Source organism: Mesorhizobium sp. WSM4935, assembly GCF_029625735.1.
Classification (GTDB): Bacteria; Pseudomonadota; Alphaproteobacteria; order Rhizobiales; family Rhizobiaceae; genus Mesorhizobium.
The window spans coordinates 92302-111193 of the sequence record NZ_JARTVR010000014.1; the positions used below are offsets into that span (position 1 = coordinate 92302).

19 protein-coding genes and 1 pseudogene are annotated in these 18892 nt (G+C 64.4%); 13 read left to right on the plus strand and 7 right to left on the minus strand.

Features of this window, described 5'->3' with window-relative positions:
• Positions 1-48 precede the first annotated feature (48 nt).
• From P9273_RS25610 to P9273_RS25620, 3 genes are all read left to right on the plus strand, one after another.
• On the plus strand, positions 49-1752 hold the full coding sequence (locus P9273_RS25610) for a phospholipase D-like domain-containing protein (RefSeq protein ID WP_278051273.1): 1704 nt from the start codon (positions 49-51) through the stop codon (positions 1750-1752).
• Between the two features lie 299 nt (positions 1753-2051).
• A complete protein-coding gene (locus P9273_RS25615) occupies positions 2052-2978 on the plus strand; it encodes an ABC transporter ATP-binding protein (RefSeq protein ID WP_278051274.1) in 927 nt (308 codons plus the stop codon).
• The gene (locus tag P9273_RS25620) at positions 2975-3754 is read left to right on the plus strand and encodes an ABC transporter permease (RefSeq protein WP_041000126.1); all 780 of its coding nucleotides are present in this window, start codon (positions 2975-2977) and stop codon (positions 3752-3754) included. Before P9273_RS25615 ends, P9273_RS25620 begins: the two co-directional genes overlap by 4 nt.
• Positions 3755-4070: 316 nt before the next feature.
• Here the strand turns inward: P9273_RS25620 and P9273_RS25625 are convergent, their stop codons facing one another.
• A complete protein-coding gene (locus P9273_RS25625; protein WP_278051275.1) occupies positions 4071-5108 on the minus strand; it encodes a phosphatidylglycerol lysyltransferase domain-containing protein in 1038 nt (345 codons plus the stop codon).
• A 235-nt stretch (positions 5109-5343) separates the two neighbouring features.
• On the opposite strand from P9273_RS25625, the gene P9273_RS25630 reads away from it, so the two are divergent.
• Both P9273_RS25630 and P9273_RS25635 read left to right on the plus strand, forming a co-directional pair.
• Positions 5344-5835, plus strand: a complete 492-nt coding sequence (locus P9273_RS25630; protein WP_041000121.1) for a MarR family winged helix-turn-helix transcriptional regulator — start codon at positions 5344-5346, stop codon at positions 5833-5835.
• On the plus strand, positions 5832-6512 hold the full coding sequence (locus P9273_RS25635) for a GNAT family N-acetyltransferase (protein ID WP_278051276.1): 681 nt from the start codon (positions 5832-5834) through the stop codon (positions 6510-6512). Before P9273_RS25630 ends, P9273_RS25635 begins: the two co-directional genes overlap by 4 nt.
• A 259-nt stretch (positions 6513-6771) precedes the next feature.
• Here the strand turns inward: P9273_RS25635 and P9273_RS25640 are convergent, their stop codons facing one another.
• Complete coding sequence (locus P9273_RS25640; protein ID WP_278051277.1) at positions 6772-8769, minus strand: PhoX family protein; 1998 nt, start codon at positions 8767-8769, stop codon at positions 6772-6774.
• A 243-nt stretch (positions 8770-9012) separates the two neighbouring features.
• On the opposite strand from P9273_RS25640, the gene P9273_RS25645 reads away from it, so the two are divergent.
• The 3 genes and pseudogenes from P9273_RS25645 to P9273_RS25655 all read left to right on the plus strand — a co-directional run.
• On the plus strand, positions 9013-9351 hold the full coding sequence (locus P9273_RS25645) for a hypothetical protein (protein ID WP_278051337.1): 339 nt from the start codon (positions 9013-9015) through the stop codon (positions 9349-9351).
• A gap of 18 nt (positions 9352-9369) precedes the next feature.
• Complete coding sequence (locus tag P9273_RS25650) at positions 9370-10071, plus strand: phosphatase PAP2 family protein (RefSeq protein ID WP_278051278.1); 702 nt, start codon at positions 9370-9372, stop codon at positions 10069-10071.
• Positions 10072-10078: 7 nt separating this feature from the next.
• A pseudogene (locus P9273_RS25655) lies at positions 10079-10284 on the plus strand (helix-turn-helix domain-containing protein); the annotation flags it as partial.
• A 78-nt stretch (positions 10285-10362) separates the two neighbouring features.
• On the opposite strand, the gene P9273_RS25660 reads toward P9273_RS25655, so the two are convergent.
• Positions 10363-11289: a DMT family transporter gene (locus P9273_RS25660; RefSeq protein ID WP_278051279.1), complete on the minus strand. Its 927-nt coding sequence runs from the start codon at positions 11287-11289 to the stop codon at positions 10363-10365.
• 101 nt (positions 11290-11390) lie between these two features.
• The gene (locus P9273_RS25665) at positions 11391-12248 is read right to left on the minus strand and encodes an SMP-30/gluconolactonase/LRE family protein (RefSeq protein WP_278051280.1); all 858 of its coding nucleotides are present in this window, start codon (positions 12246-12248) and stop codon (positions 11391-11393) included.
• A gap of 113 nt (positions 12249-12361) precedes the next feature.
• Between P9273_RS25665 and P9273_RS25670 the strand changes: the two genes are divergently transcribed.
• Complete coding sequence (locus P9273_RS25670) at positions 12362-13141, plus strand: helix-turn-helix domain-containing protein (protein WP_278051281.1); 780 nt, start codon at positions 12362-12364, stop codon at positions 13139-13141.
• Positions 13142-13180: 39 nt separating this feature from the next.
• Here P9273_RS25670 and P9273_RS25675 read toward each other — a convergent pair whose 3' ends face one another.
• Both P9273_RS25675 and P9273_RS25680 read right to left on the minus strand, forming a co-directional pair.
• Positions 13181-14113, minus strand: coding sequence for a CHAD domain-containing protein (locus tag P9273_RS25675; RefSeq protein WP_278051282.1), 933 nt, complete (start codon positions 14111-14113; stop codon positions 13181-13183).
• Positions 14110-14583: a CYTH domain-containing protein gene (locus P9273_RS25680; RefSeq protein ID WP_278051283.1), complete on the minus strand. Its 474-nt coding sequence runs from the start codon at positions 14581-14583 to the stop codon at positions 14110-14112. Before P9273_RS25680 ends, P9273_RS25675 begins: the two co-directional genes overlap by 4 nt.
• 89 nt (positions 14584-14672) lie before the next feature.
• On the opposite strand from P9273_RS25680, the gene P9273_RS25685 reads away from it, so the two are divergent.
• The 4 genes from P9273_RS25685 to P9273_RS25700 are packed head-to-tail and all read left to right on the plus strand — an operon-like array spanning position 14673 to position 18377.
• Positions 14673-15377 (plus strand): CerR family C-terminal domain-containing protein, encoded by a 705-nt coding sequence (locus P9273_RS25685; protein ID WP_278051284.1) that lies wholly within the window; start codon positions 14673-14675, stop codon positions 15375-15377.
• Positions 15374-16327, plus strand: a complete 954-nt coding sequence (locus P9273_RS25690; RefSeq protein WP_278051285.1) for an HlyD family secretion protein — start codon at positions 15374-15376, stop codon at positions 16325-16327. The genes P9273_RS25685 and P9273_RS25690 overlap by 4 nt, the downstream gene beginning before the upstream one ends.
• Positions 16324-17244, plus strand: a complete 921-nt coding sequence (locus tag P9273_RS25695) for an ABC transporter ATP-binding protein (protein WP_278051286.1) — start codon at positions 16324-16326, stop codon at positions 17242-17244. Before P9273_RS25690 ends, P9273_RS25695 begins: the two co-directional genes overlap by 4 nt.
• Positions 17241-18377 (plus strand): ABC transporter permease, encoded by a 1137-nt coding sequence (locus P9273_RS25700; protein ID WP_278051287.1) that lies wholly within the window; start codon positions 17241-17243, stop codon positions 18375-18377. The genes P9273_RS25695 and P9273_RS25700 overlap by 4 nt, the downstream gene beginning before the upstream one ends.
• On the opposite strand, the gene P9273_RS25705 is transcribed toward P9273_RS25700, so the two are convergent.
• On the minus strand, positions 18358-18798 hold the full coding sequence (locus P9273_RS25705; protein WP_278051288.1) for a hypothetical protein: 441 nt from the start codon (positions 18796-18798) through the stop codon (positions 18358-18360). The two genes, P9273_RS25700 and P9273_RS25705, sit on opposite strands and share 20 nt — an antisense overlap.
• Positions 18799-18892: the final 94 nt, after the last annotated feature.

An 18892-nucleotide genomic window follows, 5' to 3' on the forward strand; every position in this document is an offset into this window, starting at 1 on the left:
GCCGGGCCGCGCGCTTTGGAAACAACGACAGATGCGGAGGAACGGCAAATGGCCGTCAGCATAAAGGTTTCCGTCTACACCAATGGCGACGACGCTTTCGTCGCCTGGGCGCCCAGCGACTTCATCGCCGGATGCCGGGGCTTCCTGCTCGAGCGCGGCCGCAAGGCCGGCGCGAGCGAGAAGATCGAGCCGGTGGAGAACCGCGTCGGCTTCACCAAGGACAAGCCGAAATCGGGCGACCACAGGCCGTCGGACGTCTGGCCGTTCCAGCGCTTCAACTGGACCGATCATGCCGCCGATGTCGGCAATGTCGTGCGCTACCGGGTGACTGCGATGGTGAGCGCCGGACCCGGCAAGCCGCTGACCAAGGGGGTGTCGAGCGACTGGACGGATTGGCATACGCTTGCCACCGACGCCGGCGGCGGTTTCTCCTGCCACTTCAACCGCGGCCTGGTGCTGTCGCAATTCGTCGCCCGCTACATGGCGAAGAACAAGCTCACGCCGGCGGCCTTCAAGAAAAGCCTGCAGACCAATGGCGACGCGAAATTCCGCGCTTTCCTCGAAGGCGATCTCGGCCTGCGCATGATCGGGCTGACGCAAGGCGCCGGCGACGAATTGCATGCCGCGCTCTACGAGCTTGGCGACGCGACGCTGGAGACGGCGCTGATCGGGCTCGGGCCGCGGCTGCATCTCATCCTCTCCAACGGCTCCGACAAAAAAGGCGACGGCAACAAGGACGCGCGCAAGAACCTCAACGACCACGGCATCGCCACCATCGACCGGATGCTGAAATCGAAAGGCCTCGGCCACAACAAGTTCGTCGTCGTGTCGGAAGACGGCGAGCCGAAGAAAGTGTGGACCGGCAGCACCAACTGGAGCACCACGGGCCTCTGCACGCAGGTCAACAACGGCCTGCTGATCGAGGACGCGGCGGTGGCGGCGCATTTCCGCAAGCATTGGGACCTGCTCAGGGACGCCTCGCCGCCAAAGACCGACCCGGCCAATTTCACGCCGGCGCTGATCGCCGACAACGACGCGCCCAAGACCTTCACGGTCGGGGCCGTCAAGGCGACGGTTTGGTTCACCCGCACCTCGAACGGCGCCGACATGGCGGCGCTGCGCGACGTCATCACCTCCGCCAAGCAGGCGGTGCTTTTCCTGATGTTCACGCCGGGCAAGCAGGGCCTGCACACGCTGGCCGGGCAGCGCGCCCGGGAAAAGGGCATGTATGTGCGCGGCGTGGTCTCGACGCTCAGCGCGGACGAGGGTGGTACCGAGCAGAATTTCCTCGACATCGACCTGGTGAGCAGCGGCCGGAAATTCACGCCGGACCGCTACGCGGTGGCGCAGCCGCAGGGTCTCGACGCGCCGCTCGGGCCGTGGATCGCCGAGGTCACCCGGCGCAGCTTCCTGTCGCAGATCGGCCACGCCATCGTGCACTCGAAGATCCTGGTGACCGACCCGCATTCGAGCGACTGCGTGGTGGTGACCGGCAGCCACAATTTCTCGGCGCCGGCGAGCGAGAAGAACGACGAGAACCTTGTAATCGTGCGCGGCCACAGGCAGCTCGCCGCCGCCTATGCCACCTATGCGATGTCGGTCTATAGCCACTACCGCTACCGCTCCTACATCCGCGAGATGCGGGCTGAAGGCAAGACGCCGTGGAGCTATCTCGACGACGACGATCAATGGCTGAAGACCGAGCTTCGGACCAAGGCGCAGGAAATCGCCTTTTGGACGGCGGAGACCTAATTTCCTTCTCCCCGTTCCACGGGGAGAAGGTGCCGGCAGCGCCGGCGGTTGTGATATAGGCATCCCCGAAAAAGCGCAGCCATCGCCTTACCCGACAGGTTTAGCGCCGCCCCTCATTGCCTGCCCGTCCTCCGCAGCGACTACGCCGCAGCTTCGGAGGGTGAACCGGGCATGTTTGCCCATAAACGGATAGAAAGACGCTCTCACGTCCAGAATTGTCAGCAGCGGTGTCGATTCACTTGCACCGGGCGGCATCCGACCTATATCAGGTCACCTTTTCCAGCCGGCCGTATTTCAGCATGTCGTCCATCATCTCGATCTCCGGTGTCACGAAAACCTATGCCACCGGCTTCAAGGCGCTGAAGGAAATCAATCTCGATATCGAGCGCGGCGAGATCTTCGCGCTGCTGGGGCCGAACGGCGCCGGCAAGACGACGCTGATCTCGATCGTCTGCGGCATCGTCAACCGCTCGTCGGGCAGCGTCACGGTGGACGGCCACGATATCGGCAAGGACTACCGCGCCGCGCGCAGCCTGATCGGGCTGGTGCCGCAGGAGTTGACGATCGACGCCTTCGAGACGGTCTGGGCGACGGTGAACTACAGCCGCGGCCTGTTCGGCAAGGCGCCCAACAAGGACTTCGTCGAGAAGGTGCTGCGCGACCTGTCGCTCTGGGAGAAGAAGGATTCCAAGGCGATCACACTGTCCGGCGGCATGAAGCGGCGGCTGATGATCGCCAAGGCGCTGTCGCACGAACCGCGCGTCTTGTTCCTCGACGAGCCGACGGCCGGCGTCGACGTGGAGTTGCGCCAGGACATGTGGGGGATGGTCAGGCGCTTGCGCGAGGACGGCGTCACCATCATCCTCACCACGCATTATATCGAGGAAGCCGAGGCGATGGCCGACCGCGTCGGCGTCATCAACAAGGGCGAGATCATCCTGGTCGAGGGCAAGGCCGAGCTGATGCGCAAGCTCGGCCGCAAGCAGATGACGCTGGAGCTGCGCGTGCCGCTGTCGGCCGTTCCGGACGGGCTTTCCGGCTATTCATTGGAGCTGTCGGACGACGGCAACCAGCTCACCTACACCTACGACAACCAGAGCGACCGTCCAGGCGTCGCCTCGCTGATCCGCGACCTCGAGGCGGCCGGCGTCCAGTTCCGCGATCTCGACACCAAGAACAGCTCGCTCGAGGAGATCTTCGTCAATCTTCTGAGGCAAGAGCCATGAACCTGCGCGCGGCCCCCAATTTTCGTGCAGTATGGGCGATCTACCGGGTGGAGATGGCGCGCGCCTTCCGCACGGTACTGCAGAGCATCATCTCGCCGGTTATCTCGACATCGCTCTATTTCGTCGTCTTCGGCTCGGCCATCGGCTCGCGCATCAACGAGATCGACGGCATCGCCTATGGCGCCTTCATCGTGCCCGGCCTGATGATGCTGTCGCTCTTGACGCAGTCGATCTCCAACGCCTCCTTCGCCATTTATTTCCCGAAATTCGTCGGCTCGATCTATGAGCTTTTGTCGGCGCCGGTCTCCTATCTCGAAATCATCATCGCCTATGTCGGGGGTGCGGCGACCAAGTCGATCATGCTCGGCCTGATCATCCTGGCCACCGCGGCTTTGTTCGTGCCGCTCAGGATCGAGCACCCGTTCTGGATGATGGCCTTCCTGCTGCTGACGGCGGTGACCTTCAGCCTGTTCGGCTTCATCATCGGCATCTGGGCAAAGACCTTCGAGCAGCTGCAGCTGGTGCCGCTGCTCATCGTCACGCCGCTCACTTTCCTCGGCGGCAGCTTTTATTCGATCCACATGCTGCCCGGCATCTGGAAGACGATCACGCTGTTCAACCCGGTCGTCTATCTGATCAGCGGCTTCCGCTGGAGCTTCTACGGCAAGGCGGATGTCTCCGTCGGCGTCAGCCTCGGCATGACGCTGGTGTTTTTGGCCATCTGCATCGCGATCGTGGCGTGGATCTTCAAGACGGGATACCGGTTGAGGAACTGACGGAGTTCCTCGCCCCACGAAGTGGGCTACGGCATGCACACATTTGCAAGCGCCTGGTCTTTGGCGATAGCGTGCATGGCGGCTTGGCGCATGCTTTGTCTATTGTAGCGCTGGTCGATCCCCACTCCGTGTCGGCTTCGCCGAGCCACCTCTCTCCCCGATCGACGGGGTAGGAAAGGCGCCCTTCCTTTTCCCTCTGCGAAGCAGCGACGGATTGGGGGAACCACGTGGCAATCAAGCCTCAGGTCGATCAGTCACGCCAGTCACAGAACATGTGCATAGCGTAGACGAAGTTGGGTGAGGAAAGAGCGCCTAGTCAGATCGCCTTCAGCAGGCGCAGCAGCCCCAGCATCTCCACGAAAGTCCCTTTGCGGAACGCGATATAGGTCGGCTCCTCGACGCCGTGGAAGCGGCGCTTGAAGGCCGCCTGGCCCTGCAGGTTGAAGCGCGAGCGGTTGACCCAGGGCGAGTTGTAGGCGCGCTGGAAGGCGCCACGCCAGAAGCCCGATTCGGCAAAGCCGCTGGGCTCGATGCCGAACAGCGGCGAAAGGCCGAGCGTCACCTGCGAGATGCCTTCCTCGCGGAAGCGGTCGACGGCGAATTTGGTCAGGCCGATCTCGGCATGCGGCGTCGCGTCGGTCTGCTTGCGCTTGAAGGCGGTGGTGTAGCCGATGACCTTGCCGTCGCGAAACAGCGGGTCGAAGTCGAGGATGGCGAGAAGCCGGCCTTCGGGGCTGTGCAGGAGGAAGCGGCGCATGTCGGCGCCGAGCTCTTCGGAAAAGCGGCGGTTGAGGAAACCCATCTCCCAGCGCTTGATGATGCGCTCCTTGCGCCAGTCGGCGGAAAGCTGAATGATTTCCTCTTGCAGCCTGTCGCCCCTGTCCTCGGCGATGACAAAACCCTTCTTCATCAGCCAGCGTTCGGAATAGCGCACGGTCTCGTTGCGCTTGCCGGAAAAATCATGTGCCGGCAAAAGCAGCCTGGTGTCGATGCCGAGGCGATTGACCATGTAACCGAGGCCGGCGAGCACTTTGGCCGTGTCGGCGCTGATCTGGACGAACCACGGGCCACCGGCGGCCTCGGCGAAGCGCTTGATATAGGCCGCGCGATCCGCCGGATCGACCACCGGATCGCCCAGCGCGAAATGGTGGCTCATCTTGGTGCCGAAGGCAATGTAGCCGTCGCCGTCGCTGAAATAGGAAAGTTTCTGCTGCACGGCAGTCGAATAGGCGAGCGAGAAATCGCCGTAACGGCGCACCAGCGACAGGCGTTCGGCATCCGTCAAGTCGCGCCGCGGGACCTTGGGTGCCACAGCGTCGAGAAGCCTATCGAAATAGATGCGCAGGGACGCCATGAGCTCCGCGTGCCAAGAAGTGATGACCTGCCGCCCTCAGGTCGCGAATCGCTGGCGACCGCTGCCGGCCATGTCGCATCAGCGCGATATAGGATGCAATTGGCGGCGAATGAAGGGCAAACGGCCGAAAGGCTGCGGTCTCTTCCATCGGCGGCCGAGCATGAGTGCGCGAGGCCCGGTTTGACATTTTCATGCAATGTTATATATCAAGTTATAGATATATGGTGAACCAGCCATGGAAGACATCCTCCGATCTCTCGGCTTTCTCTGCCTCGGCAGCCGGATGAAGCGCATAGGCGAGCAGTTGCAGGCCGACACGCAGCGCGTGCTCGACCGTCTGGATATGCGCATCCAGTCGAGCCAGTACCCGCTGCTCGCCGCGCTGGACAGGCTGGGGCCGCTGCCGGTCGGCGAGCTGGCGCAATCCTTGGGCATCGCGCAGCCGGGCGTGACGCGCAGCGTGGCGCTGCTTGCCGAACTGGGTCTGGTCGAGGTCAACCCTTCGCAAGACGACCAGCGGCGCAGGATCGTTTCGCTGAGCCGCGACGGAAGGCGGCTGGTCGACCGGGCCAAGCGCGACATCTGGCCAAGCATCGAGAACGCCGTGGCGGATCTGTGCGCCGATCTTTCCGGCCCGCTGCTTAGCCAGCTTGCCGCCGTCGAGGATCGTCTGGCCGCGACGCCGCTCCACCGCCGCGCCGAAAACGCCAAGGTGGCCGCCTTATGAGACATGTCCTCGACCGCCCTGTCTGGAGCGCGCTTACGACGCGGCACCAGGCTCTCGCCGAAGGCGGCGACCTTGCCAGGCGCTATCGCCCGTCGATCGTTCCTTTCGCCGCCACCGCCGGCGACGATGCGGACAGCCTGCGGGCGCTGGCGGGGCTTCTACCGCCGGGCGAAACCGCAGTCCTGGTCCAGGCGGATGACATCGTTTTGCCGCCGGAACTTTCCGCGATCTCGACGGCGACGCTGGTGCAGATGGTTGCCGAAATGCCGATGCCGGCGGCGTCCGACGAGCGCGTCCGGCAACTGACAAAAGACAATGCCGAGGAGATGCTGGCGCTTGCCTCGCTCACCAAGCCCGGCCCCTTCACGCTGGAGGCGCTGAGCCTCGGCGATTTCTGGGGCATCAGGATAAACGGCAGGCTGGGGGCGATGGCCGGCGAGCGCATGAAGCAGCCCGGCTACTCGGAACTCAGCGGCGTCTGCACGCATCCGGATTTCCGCGGCGCCGGCCTCGCCCGCCTGCTGTCGCTGTTCGTGGCAGGCCGGATCGCGGCACGCGGCGAGGTTCCATACCTGCACGCCTATGAAAACAACGTCGCGGCGATCAGGCTTTATGAGTCCATCGGCTTCCGTCTGAGAAGCGTGATGAACATGGCGATGGTTCAACGCGCGGAGTGAGTGCCGGGCTACGGTGGGCCATCGCTTCGTCATCCACGGGCGGAGCAAGGAGCGTAGCGACGCAGCACAGACCCGAGGATCCATGCCGTGACTTCAAAGCGCCGCGGCGGTGCAGAATTCTGCGCCGCTGCACCCTGCGTCCGAGGTAACGGAATGGATCCCAGGGTCTCCGCGACGGAGCTTTGCTCCTGCTCCGCCCTGGAATGACGACGTTGGGGAGCCTTCCGCCAATCCCCAACGTCTGCGCTACCTCAGCGCATCACACCGCGATCTTGCCGCCGCCCTGCTTCGTGATCGCAACGACGGACGGCCGCACCGGCATGTCCGGCTTGAAATCCGGCCAGCGGGTCGACGGATCCTCGTAATAGGACGGGCGGCCAAAGCCTTCCCAGTCCTCGCCGCCATCGCCCGGATGCTGGACGGCGACGAAAGCCGTCTGGTCGTCGGGCGCAAACAGCGGACCGCACATTTCGGCGCCGATCGGCACCCGGAAGAACAGTTTCGAGGTTGCCCGTGCCGCGCCCTCGGTATCGACCGCCCAGAGGCCGTCGGTGCGGCCGGTGGCCTTCGGGCCTTGGCCGTCGGTGGCGACCCACAGGCGTCCGGCGGAATCGACGGCGCAATTGTCCGGCATGCCGAACCAGCCATGGGCGGTGGTCGCGGTCGAGAAGGTGGCGCCGACATCGGCGACCGACGGATCGCCGCATTTCAACAGCACTTCCCATTTACCCTTGGTGGCGGCGAAGTCGCCGCCATCCTCGACGATCTCGATGATATGGCCGAAGGCATTGTCGGCGCGCGGATTGGCGGCGTCGACCTGCTCGGCTTTGCGCTTGGAATTGTTGGTCAGCATGACATAGACCTTGCCGTTGCCGGCATTGGGCTGGATGTCCTCCGGCCGATCCATCTTGGTGGCGCCGAGCAGGTCGGCGGCGCGCCGCGTCTCGATCAGCACGTCGGCCTGGGACGCAAAGCCGTTCTCCGCCGTCAGCGGGCCTTGCCCGAACACGATCGGCATCCATTCGACCGAACCGTCCTCGGCGAACTTCGCGACGTGCAGCGTGCCGTCGTCGAGCAGGTTCATGTTCGCGGCACGGTCATTGGGGTCGAACGTGCCGGCGGTGACGAATTTGTAGATATAGTCGAAGCGTTCGTCGTCGCCGAGATAGAAGACGACGCGGCCGTCCTTGGCGACGATCGATTCGGCGCCCTCATGCTTGAAGCGGCCCATGGCGGTGCGCTTCCTCGGTGTGGAGGTTGGATCGTTGACGTCGACCTCGACGATCCAGCCGAAGCGATTGGGCTCGTTCGGCTCCTTGGCAAGGTTGAAGCGGTCGTAATGCGCGCCCCATTCATAGGCGCCTTCCGGGATGCCGAGACGCTTGTAGTTGGCCGCTTCCTTGTGGCCTTCCGGCAATTCGCCCGAGAAATAGCCGTGGATGTTCTCCTCGGCCATCACATAGGTGCCCCAGGGCGTGACGCCGCCGGCGCAATTGTTGAACGTGCCGATGACTTTGGTGCCGGATGGATCGGCATTGGTCTTGACGCGGTCGTGGCCAGCGACCGGGCCGGAGAGCGCCATCTCGGTGGTGGACATGATGCGGCGGTTGAGCTTGCCGTCGCGCACCACCTGCCACTTGCCGCCTTGCTTGCGGATCTCGACGATGGTGCCGCCATGCGCGGCCATCTCGACATCGACCTGCTCCTTCGAGAGCGGCGCCACCTCGGCCTTCTTCTTTCCGTCCTTCTCGACGATCGAAACGATCCCCGGGAACATCAGATGCGGGTTGGTGTATTCGTGGTTGACGACCAAAAGGCCGTGCTCGGCCGAGCCGTCGATCGGGATATAGCCGACATAGTCGTTGTTGTAGCCGAATTGCCTGGCCTGGGCCTCGGCCGATTGCTTCAGCGGATCGAAATCCGGCGAATCGGCAAACAGCGGATCGCCCCAGCGCAACAGCACGTCGGCGTCATAGCCCGGGGCGACATGGTGCTTGTCGTCGATGCCGGCTTCGAGCTCGTCGAAATTGAAGGCCGAGCCTTCTGCCGCGCGGGCCTCGTCGGCGGCGACGAGCGCCAGCGGGCTGACGGTGGCGGCGATGGCCGAGACGGCCAGCGAACCCATGAGGAAGCCGCGGCGCGAGAAACGCGCGGCGATGATCTCGCCCATGGTGCGGTTGTCGGTCGGGTTGACGGGCGGGCCGTCATTGTCCTCGAGCTGGCTGGTGCGGAAACGGGTCTCAGGGGTCACGGTCATGGTGTTCCTCTGGCTTCTTGAGGTGGCTGGGATTTCGACCTTTCGACCCCTAAAGCGCGCCGATCACATTTTCGTGACACTACCGTGATTGAATCGCAATGGCTATTTGCCGGCTGAGCAGCCGCTGGCTGGCTTGGCCCCCGAAACGCCGGCGGTCGACGGCGATCGGCTTGACGGCCTCGCCTGCTTCGGAAACAAGGGCTGCGGCCGGCTCGGCGGCGGCGCTTGAAAGATGGGACGGCGGTGAGTTTCTGGGGATTGGCGCAGCTCTGCATTTCGACCCTGATGTTCGTGCTGGCGGCGATAGCGGCCAAGCAATGGGGGCTGGCGCCGAGCCTCGCCAAGCTGCTTCTGACGCTGGCGTTTTATACGGCCGGCAATCTGATCATGCTGAGGCTGGTGCGCGAATTCGGCATGTCGGTGTCGTTCAGCCTGTCGGCGGTGATCCAGCTCGTCGCGGTCAATGTCGTGGCGCTCGCCTTTTTCGGCGAACGGCTCAACGCCTTGCAAGCGACCGGCATAGTGCTGGCGATCGCCGCCGTCGCGCTGATCACGCTTGGGCCCTATATGCAGCGGCTGTAGCGGGATCAAAAGGCTGGCATGAAACCGATCGCCAACGCGCTCCTCAACAGGTTGGAATTCCCCGTGCTGCTTGCCGGGCTGGTGATCGCCGGTGGACTGTGGGGGCTGGTGGAGCTCGTGGAGATGGCGCGCGCCACGACCCCGCACGCCTTCGACACGGAAATCCTGCTCGCTTTCCGTCATGCCGGGCAGCCGGACAGCCCGATCGGCCCGCTTTGGCTGGAAGGCGCGGTGCGCGACGTCACCGCGCTCGGCAGCACCGTTGTGCTGGTGCTGGTCACGACCGCGACCATCGTTTATCTGCTGTTGATCCGCAGATCCTCGACAGCGTTGTTCATGTTCGCGGCGGTGGCAGGCGGGCAAGTGCTCTCCAGCCTGCTCAAATTCGAGGTCGACCGGCCGCGGCCTGATCTCGTCTCGCATCTCGTCAACGAGACGTCGCTGTCCTTTCCGAGCGGCCACGCGATGCTGTCGGCCGTGACCTATCTGACCCTCGGCTCGCTGGCGGCCCGATTCCTGCCGGACCGCAGGACGAAGGTCTTCGTGCTCGGTCTTGCGGTGCTCACCACCGTGCTGGTCGGCACGAGCCGCGTCTATCTCGGCGTGCACTGGCCGTCCGATGTGCTTGCCGGCTGGTGCGCGGGCTTCGCCTGGGCCATGCTGTGCTGGCTTGCGGCGCGCCTGCTGCAGCGGCGCAAAGTCGTGGCCGACAGCGACTGATCGATGGCTGCCGGCATCGACACTCGCCGAGTGGGCCGGGCTCTCGCTGCGACGATCCAGCGCATGGAAGCGGGCGACGGCGTCGTCGACACGCTGATGCAGGTCATCCAGGCGCTCGACGAGGCGGGCGTGGAGCTGATCGGCGAGAACCAGGCCGGCGGGTGCGGCGGCAATGGCGTGCGCCTCAAGGCCGCCGCGGCGCAGAACCCGCAAACGCTGAGCCGCCACTGCGATAGGGAAACAGGACCGGCACCGCCGCGACCGGATTTGCCGGCCGATGCCGTGCCCTGCTCACACCGCCGCTTCGATCGGCTCGGCAAGCTTTGGATTGGCGCGCGCGGCGATCAGGCAGCCGGCGACGATGAGGCATGCGCCCGCCAGCGTGGTCCAGGCTACCTTCTCGCCGAAGAAGAGCCAGCCAAGCGCGATCGCCCAGATGAAGGCCGAGTATTCGGTCGGGATCAGATATTGCGCTTCGGCGCGGGCATAGGACCAGCTCATCAGGAATTGTCCGGCGAGCGACAGCAGCGCCACCCCGGCCAAGGGGAGCCAGAGATCGCTCGGCAGCGCAACTGCGAGCCAGGGCGCGGCGAGACCGAGCATGATTGCGACGAAGAGGTTCTGGAACAGCATGATCTCGACCGGCTTGGCCAGCAGCGCCTGTTGCCGGGAGAGGATCAGATTGTAGGCATAAAACACCGTCGATACGAGCACCGCGGCCGTGCCCAGCAGGGCATCTTGCGAATAACCTGCCGCCCCGAACTGGCCGGCCAATATGATCGCGACGCCGACCATTCCGGCTAGCGACGCCCAGACCGCCTGCCGCCTTATGCGTTCGCCCAGCAACAACGCTGCAAGAAAAAGCGCGAACAGCGGCGCGACGAAGCTGAGCCCGATCGCCTCGGCGAGCGGCAGCCTGGCCAGGCCCCAGAAGAACGAGACCAGGACGACGCCGACAATCGCGGCGCGCAGCGCATGCAGGCCCAGCACCGGAAGCCTCGGCTTCACGCGCGGCCCGGCCGACCAGGCCGCGCCCGCGACCACTGTGGCAACCACGCTGCGCCACAGCAGCGTGTTATAGACGCCGATCGCGATGGCCAGGGACTTCATGGCCGCATCCATGCCGGACAGCAGCAAAATAGCGAGCGCGCATATGAGCACAGGGATCGTCGGCGAAACGGCGCCGTTGAGGCTGGATGTCTTCACGGCTTCGCCCATGTGACGGATCGGAGCCGGATAATCCGGAGTGAGCGGCAGGACCAGATGGCAGTGCCGCAGATATGCCGGTCCAATCCCGACCGGCGCCGTTCACGATGCTCTCAGTCGATCTTAATCGCCACGATCTCCCCTTCGCCCATCAGCGGCACGAAGATGTGCTTGCCGTCCGTGCCGATGTCGGCGCTGCCCGGCTTGAACTGCGCCACTGCTTCCGGCGCGCCGCCGGCCTTGTAGCTGTAGAGCGTGCCGGTCATGTAGGCCGTGGCGAAGATGGTGCCGCCGATGGCGACGACGCCGTCGAGATCGGCGAATTGTTGGGCGCCGGGCAGCGGCGAGACCTTCCTGGTGGCGAAGTCGACCGACAGCAGGCCGCCGGGCTCGGCGGTGCTGAAATCGGCCTTGTTGATGCCCTTGCCCCAGGAGGCGACGATCAGCCTGTCGCCATCGGCGAACACGCCGTTGGGCGAGGCGAGCAGCGCATCCTTGACGAACAGTTCCGGCCTGTCGCCCTCGATGCGGTAGATCGCGTCGGCCAGCATGTCGCTGACATAGACCTTGCCGGCGCTGTCCTGCGTCATGTCGTTGAGGAATACGGCGCCGGGCACATCGATGGTTTCGACCAGCCTGCCGCTGGCGAGATCGACGACGCGCACCTTGGTGATGTCGGCGGCGTAGAGCTTGCCGCCCGAAATCGCCAGGCCCTTGGGCGCGTCCATGCCCTCCACCCAGTGGCGGGTGATGACCTTGCCGTCCATCGACAGAAGCGACAGGTAGCCATTGCCGTCCGCCGCGCCGGGATTGCCGACGATGTTGGATACGACGATGCGGTTGTGGGCGGCATCGACAAGCGCCGACTCCGGCTGCTCGAAGCCGGTGGAGCGCCAGAGTTCGCCGGCCTGCGCAGCGGACACGACGGCGGCAATTGCGATGAAGGCGGTCGAGGCGACGAGATGTTTCATAGGTGCTCTCCTGGGATGACGCCGAAGAGCTAGGGTTTCCGATACTTTCCGGGAAGCCGGAACAGAGCTAGTATCGTAATTCGATACGAATTCGCACGAACGAGGTGCATTCCATGAACGGTCCGATCTTCGAGGCGCTGAAACGGACGCTGAAGGCCAAGGGCCTGACCTATCGGACGCTCGCCGAACGCATGGGCATCTCCGAGCCGACGGTGAAGCGCATTTTCCATGAGAGGAACTGCAAGCTCGACCGGCTTATGGAGATCTGCGCCGCGGCCGATGTCGAGCTGGAGAACGTACTCGGCGCGATGACCCGCGGGCCAAGCCCCGCCAACCGCGTCGCGCCGGAGATAGAGCGCAGGCTGGCGGCGCGGCCGGCGCTGCTCTTCGTCTTCATCATGCTGTCGGAGAAATTCACGGCCGAAGGCATCATGCGTTCGCAAGGCCTGAGCGAAGCCTCGATGTTCCTCTATCTGCGCGACCTCGAGGAACTCGGGCTGGTGGCGCTAGGGCGCGGCCTGTCGGCAAGGCTACTGGTCGACACGCCGATCCAGTGGGATTTCGAGGGACCGCTGAAGCCGCATTTCGAGATGACCAACAAGAACTTCATCGGCTGGGCGATCGGCCATATGGAACAGGCCGCGACCTTCATCAGCTTTTCCCGGCGGATGCGGCCGGAAACGGCCGAGATGCTGCGGCGCGAGGCCGACGAGCTCGCCGAACGCGCCAGGCTGCTTGCCCACCACGACCAGCATACCACGCCCGAGGACCAGCTCACCGGCTACAAATGGACCTTCGCCTTCGGCGCGACGCCGTTTCCCGCTATCATGCCGATCGGTCCGCATCCGAGGGATGCGGGGGCGGCGAAGGAGAAGCGAGTGTTGCCGGCGTAGCTGGCGCCTCCTTCTCCCACAGGGGAGAAGGAAAAAGCGTCACGCCGCGTTCGCTTCTTCCTGCGGTCCGGCGAGATCGTCGCGCGCCTTGCGGGCGAGTCTTTTGGCCGAACGTTTCGGGCTATCGCCGAACAGCTCGGCGGCATCGGTAAGGCAGGCCTTGATCAGGATCTTTTCGGAGCGCTTCAACAGCTTGCGCAGAAGCCCGGTCTCGTCGGCGGGGCCGAGCGGCTCGCCTTCGGCATCGAGCAGGGCGCGCATGACGAAGACGTCGTGCAATTCGCCGAGCTGTTCGCCGAGCCTGTCGACCGCCTTGCGGCGCGCCTTGATCGGCGTCGGCCACAAATGGCCGAGCAGCGACAGATGCATCGAATGCGTCTTGGCCGCCTTGCGCAGGTCGTGAAAATCCTCATCCTCGCCGCGCGATTGCGCCTTGTCGAGCGCTTTCTTCGCCCGCCGCAAGGTGGCGCGGGCGCCGTCGGCCAATATATCGGCGGCCAGCTCCGGCTGATCGGGCAGAGCGAGCCTGTCGATGCGCTCCAGTCCTTCCCGGCACGCGGCTATCGCTGCATTGATGGCGGCGTCGAGGCCAGGACCGGCATGAAGCTCATGCTGGCGCAGCACCAGCCGTTCGCGCACGGCCTCGAGACCGCCGCCTGCGGATAGTTCCGGAAAGGCATCGGCAAGGCGATCCATCGTCTCGATCAAAGCAGTCGACTCGCGCGGGCCGGCCAGCAGCGCCGAGACCTGCTTATAGCATTCGTTCTCGGTCTGGCAGAACGGTTCGTCTCCGGAACGAACCAGGCGCAGCAAGGCGCGCACGCTTTTCAGCCGCTTGCGGCATTTATGCAGCCCCTGCTCCGGCTTCTCGTGTGCTGCCTCGAGATGGCCGATTGCTTTGCCGATCTCGTCGGCCAATATGCGCCTGACCTCGCCGGTCAGCGGCAAGCGCGGATCGATGCGGAAGCTCATGCGGCGATCTCCGGAATCCCCCCGAGGGCCAGCGACGCGTTGTAGAACCTCGACTCGCCGGTGACCTCGCGACCCAGCCAGTCGGGCAGCATTTCGTCAGGTACGTCCTCCGGCGTCTCCAGCTCAGCGATCACCAACCCCGCGAGCTTTCCGCCGAATACATCGACTTCATAGAGATAGCCGCGGTGTCTAACATGGTGGCGTGTCTTCTCGATGACACGTCCTACGGCAAAGGCCATCAATTCCTCGGCCTCGGCAAGCGGGATGGAATATTCGAATTCATCGCGCTCTCGCGCCCTGTCGCCAAACTTCAGCGTCAGCTTGGCGGAGCGCCCGTCGCTGATGCGCACACGCACCGTACGGCCGGGCTGGGCGGCGACATAGAACTGGCGAATGCGGACCTCCGCCTCGACCTCGTCGCGCCAGGCGGGACTGGAGACCAGGAACTTACGCTCGACTTCCTTGCCCATGGCCGCGCACTAAAGCCTGTGGGGGTCGAGAAGGCAAGCCGACTTGAAGGCCATTTGACTTTAATCAATCGATTGATTAAAGATCGGGCATGAGCAAGCAACCAAGCGTAACAAGGCAGCAGCGCGAGGCCACCACCGCCGATCAAACGCGCGCGGCGCTGGTGCATGCGGCGCTCAAGCTGTTCGGCCGGCAAGGTTTCGACGGCACGTCGACGCGCGAGATCGCGGCCGAGGCCAAGGCCAATATCGGCTCGATCGCCTATCATTTTGGCGGCAAGGAGGGCCTGCGCGCCGCCGCCGCCGACTTTATCGTCGAAACCATCCAGGGCATCGCCGGCCAGGCGCTGGGCGCAACCCAGGCGGCCGCCCCGGCAAGCCCGGAAGCCGCGAGAGCACAGCTCTTTGCAGCCCTGGAGCGGATGGTGGGTTTTGTCGTGGCCAGTCCGCAGGCCGGCGAGATCGTACAATTCGTACTTCGCGAGCTCTCGCATCCGACCGCTGCGCTCGACCGCATCTATGCCGGCGTGTTCGAGCCGACGCACCGGCGGCTGTGCCAGATCTGGGAGCAGGCGACCGGCGAGCCGGCCGAGAGTGAGGCGACCAAGCTCACGGTCTTCACCGTGATCGGCCAGGTCATCTATTTCCGCATCGGCCGCGAGGCGGTCATGCGCCGCATGGGTTGGCGCGAAATCGGCGACAAGGAGGCGGCAAAGGTGGTGGCGGTCGCTACCGGCAATCTCGAGGCAATGCTGGCCGCGCGCGCCGCGACCGCCGGCAAGAAGGGCAAATCATGAGCTTTCTCTGTTCGCTGCCGCTCGCGGCTCAACTGTTCGGCGCCTGCGCGCCGGCCGCGCCTTTGGCCGTCGGCTATGTCGAAGGCGAATATGTGCTGATGGCGCCGATCGAAGTGGCCCAGGTGGCGACGGTGACGGTCAAGCGCGGCGACCGCGTCGAGAGCGGCACGGCTGTGGCGACGCTGGAAGACGCCGACGCCAGGATCGAAGTGGCGCAGGCTAAAGCCGCCCTTGCGCAGGCCCAGGCGCAGCTTGCCGACCTGCAGGTCGGCAAGCGCCCCGAAGAGATCGCCGTGCTCAAGGCCGAGGTCGACATGGCCAAGGCCCAGGCGGCAGACGCCAAGCGCAAATATGACCGCGCGAGCGACCTCTATAAGCGCGGCACCGGCACCCAGGCCGAGTACGACACCGCGTCCGCCTCGCTGGAGACCGCCAATGCCCAGGTCGGCCAGGCGGAGGCCAATCTCGCCGTCGGCAACCTGCCGGCGCGGCCCGAGACCATCAAGGCCGCCGACAACCAGGTCAAGCAGGCGCAGTCGACCTTGCAGCAGGCCGAGTGGCGGCTGTCGAAGCGGGTGCTGACGGCGCCCTCGCCCGGCCGCGTCAACGACGTCATCCGCAACCCCGGCGACACGGCCGGACCGACCTCGCCGGTGATCTCCATGCTGCCCGACGGCGCCGTGAAGCTCAGCGTCTATGTGCCGGAAAGCGCGTTCTCGTCGGTCAAGGTTGGGACCGAGCTCAATGTCCATTGCGACGGTTGCGGGGCGGGGCTGAAGGCGCGGGTCAGCTATGTCTCGCCCGATCCGGAATTCACGCCGCCGGTGATCTACTCGCTCGAGAACCGGCAGAAGCTGGTCTATCTCGTCGAGGCCCGGCCGGAGGGCGATGCGGGACCCTTGCAGCCCGGCCAGATCGTCGATGTCGATCTCGCGGATATCGGGCAATGAACGTCATCGACGTTCGCGGCTTGGTCAAACGCTTCGGCGACAAGACCGTCGTCGACCACGTGACGATGACGGTGGCCGAAGGCGAGATCGTCGGCTTCCTCGGGCCGAACGGCTCGGGCAAGACGACAACCATCCGCATCATGTGCGGGCTTTTGACGCCGGATGAGGGCGACGGCACCGTGCTTGGCTTCGACATCCGCAACGACGCGCTCAGGATCAAGCGCGAAGTCGGCTACATGACGCAGAAATTCTCGTTCTACGAGGATCTGACGATCGGCGAGAATCTCGAATTCGTGGCGCGGCTCTATCAGCTGAAGCCGGTCGAGGAATATGTCTCGCGCACGCTCCAGGAGCTCGGCCTGACGAGCCGCCGCAACCAGCTGGCCGGCACGCTCTCCGGCGGCTGGAAGCAGCGGCTGGCGCTCGCGGCCTGCATCATGCACAAGCCGAAGCTGCTTCTGCTCGACGAGCCGACGGCCGGCGTCGATCCCAAGGCGCGGCGCGAGTTCTGGGACGAGATCCATCGCCTCGCCGGCGGCGGGCTGACCGTGCTCGTCTCCACCCATTACATGGACGAAGCCGAGCGCTGCCACCGCATCAGCTACATCTCCTACGGCAAGATGCTTGCCACCGGCACGGTGGACGAGGTGGTGAAGAATGCCGGGCTGACGACTTTCGTCTTGCAGGGGCCGCGGCTCGACCAGGTGGCCGAAGCGCTGCAGGGCCGCCCGGGCGTCGACCAGGTGGCGCCGTTCGGCGCGACGCTGCATGTCGTCGGCTCCGACAAGGCGGCGCTGGAAAAGGCGCTCGCCGATGTCGAGAAGGAGCACAAGGGCGTCACGGTGAAGCCCGGCGAGACCAGCCTCGAGGATGTCTTCATCCAGTTCATGTCCGGCTCGAAGGACAATATGGCATGAACGCGGTCTTTTCCTTCGCCAGGCTCGGCGCGCTGCTGATCAAGGAGTTCATCCAGATGCGGCGCGACCGCATCACCTTCGCCATGATGCTGGGCGTGCCGCTGATCCAGCTTGTGCTGTTCGGCTATGCGATCAACAACGACCCGAAGAGCCTGCCGGCGGCACTCGTCGCGACCAGCAGCGATCCCTACACGCGGGCAATGGTCTCGGCGCTGCAGACCACCGGCTACTACCGCTTCGACCATGTCGCGCAAAGTGCGGCGGAAGCCGAGTTCCTTATGGCGCGCGGCGATGTCTCTTTCGTCGTCACCATTCCCGCCGATTTCGCGCGCCGCGTCGAGCGCGGCGACAATCCGCAGATCCTGATCGAGGCCGACGCCACCGATCCGGCGGTGGCGAGCGGCGCCGTCTCGACGCTCAGCACCGTGGCCAGCCAGGCGCTGCTCCGGGCGCAGGGCACGCAGGAAGCGGCCAAGGAGGCGGCGCGCGGCCAGCTCGATGTCGTCGTCCACCGGCGCTACAACCCCGAAGGCATCTCGCAATACAACATCGTTCCCGGCCTGCTCGGCGTCATCCTGCAGATGACGATGGTGATGATGACCTCGATCGCGCTGACGCGCGAGACCGAGCGCGGCACGATGGAAAATCTTCTGGCCATGCCGTCGAGCCCGCTGGAGATCATGCTGGGCAAGGTGCTGCCTTATCTTGTGGTGGGCGCCGTGCAGGTGGTGGTGGTGCTGGCCGCGGCGAAGCTTCTGTTTGCCATTCCCTTCATGGGGTCGCTGTCGCTGCTGCTCTCGACCGTGCTTGTGTTCGTGCTGTCGCTGGTGCTGCTCGGCTACACGATCTCGACGATCGCCCGCACCCAGATGCAGGCGCTGCAGCTCACCTTCTTCTTCTTCCTGCCCTCGATCATGCTGTCGGGCTTCATGTTCCCCTATCGCGGCATGCCGGGCTGGGCGCAGACGCTTGGCGAGATCTTTCCGCTGACGCATTTCCTGCGCATCACCCGCGCGGTCATGCTGAAGAGCGCGGAGCTGCCGGCGGTAGCAACGGAGATCGGCTGGCTGGTGCTGTTCGTGGCGTTGTTTGCCGGCGTGGCGCTGGTGCGGTTCAGGCGGACTTTGGATTAGGCCGACGTGAATACAAAGCGCGGAAGAAGCTATCCCGGTATCTGTTGAATTTGAGCGCAGCCCAAGCAGAGATAACGATCTCTTCGTCGGTGACGGCTCGCCTGTACTCCTTTGTTTTCCTCACGCCACCGTGCTCCAGGATTTCGTCAAACTTGGTCAATTTCGGAGTTCCATCCGAGAAATATATGTACATATAGGCAAAGAGCGTCAGATATTGCTTGCCAATTGATTGTGTGTAACTCTCGATAGCCTGAACTGCCGCTTGGACGGCTTCAAAGGATTTTGAGCGTTGTGCTCTCTCCAAGCGGACGAACAGTAGGAATAGACCCTTGTCGGTAAGGGTAAGATTTCCATCGGGTGTATTTTTCACCCCATGGCTGATTAGTTTTTTCCTCGTGGCAAGGTAGATCGAAAGAGCCATATGTTTGCTCGAACCGCGCTGTTCGTGCTGCACAGGTTTGCAACACTCGCGCCAACCAAATAACCACGCACTCTTAGCTTGTCTATTGGAGGGC

What these genes read in the sequence shown, in the direction of transcription:
- P9273_RS25610 (WP_278051273.1), top strand. Translation starts at nt 49, where the DNA reads ATGGCCGTCAGCATAAAGGTTTCCGTCTACACCAATGGCGACGACGCT.
- P9273_RS25615 (WP_278051274.1), top strand. Translation starts at nt 2,052, where the DNA reads ATGTCGTCCATCATCTCGATCTCCGGTGTCACGAAAACCTATGCCACC.
- P9273_RS25620 (WP_041000126.1), top strand. Translation starts at nt 2,975, where the DNA reads ATGAACCTGCGCGCGGCCCCCAATTTTCGTGCAGTATGGGCGATCTAC.
- P9273_RS25625 (WP_278051275.1), bottom strand. Translation starts at nt 5,108, where the DNA reads ATGGCGTCCCTGCGCATCTATTTCGATAGGCTTCTCGACGCTGTGGCA.
- P9273_RS25630 (WP_041000121.1), top strand. Translation starts at nt 5,344, where the DNA reads ATGGAAGACATCCTCCGATCTCTCGGCTTTCTCTGCCTCGGCAGCCGG.
- P9273_RS25635 (WP_278051276.1), top strand. Translation starts at nt 5,832, where the DNA reads ATGAGACATGTCCTCGACCGCCCTGTCTGGAGCGCGCTTACGACGCGG.
- P9273_RS25640 (WP_278051277.1), bottom strand. Translation starts at nt 8,769, where the DNA reads ATGACCGTGACCCCTGAGACCCGTTTCCGCACCAGCCAGCTCGAGGAC.
- P9273_RS25650 (WP_278051278.1), top strand. Translation starts at nt 9,370, where the DNA reads ATGAAACCGATCGCCAACGCGCTCCTCAACAGGTTGGAATTCCCCGTG.
- P9273_RS25660 (WP_278051279.1), bottom strand. Translation starts at nt 11,289, where the DNA reads ATGGGCGAAGCCGTGAAGACATCCAGCCTCAACGGCGCCGTTTCGCCG.
- P9273_RS25665 (WP_278051280.1), bottom strand. Translation starts at nt 12,248, where the DNA reads ATGAAACATCTCGTCGCCTCGACCGCCTTCATCGCAATTGCCGCCGTC.
- P9273_RS25670 (WP_278051281.1), top strand. Translation starts at nt 12,362, where the DNA reads ATGAACGGTCCGATCTTCGAGGCGCTGAAACGGACGCTGAAGGCCAAG.
- P9273_RS25675 (WP_278051282.1), bottom strand. Translation starts at nt 14,113, where the DNA reads ATGAGCTTCCGCATCGATCCGCGCTTGCCGCTGACCGGCGAGGTCAGG.
- P9273_RS25680 (WP_278051283.1), bottom strand. Translation starts at nt 14,583, where the DNA reads ATGGGCAAGGAAGTCGAGCGTAAGTTCCTGGTCTCCAGTCCCGCCTGG.
- P9273_RS25685 (WP_278051284.1), top strand. Translation starts at nt 14,673, where the DNA reads ATGAGCAAGCAACCAAGCGTAACAAGGCAGCAGCGCGAGGCCACCACC.
- P9273_RS25690 (WP_278051285.1), top strand. Translation starts at nt 15,374, where the DNA reads ATGAGCTTTCTCTGTTCGCTGCCGCTCGCGGCTCAACTGTTCGGCGCC.
- P9273_RS25695 (WP_278051286.1), top strand. Translation starts at nt 16,324, where the DNA reads ATGAACGTCATCGACGTTCGCGGCTTGGTCAAACGCTTCGGCGACAAG.
- P9273_RS25700 (WP_278051287.1), top strand. Translation starts at nt 17,241, where the DNA reads ATGAACGCGGTCTTTTCCTTCGCCAGGCTCGGCGCGCTGCTGATCAAG.
- P9273_RS25705 (WP_278051288.1), bottom strand. Translation starts at nt 18,798, where the DNA reads ATGGCTCTTTCGATCTACCTTGCCACGAGGAAAAAACTAATCAGCCAT.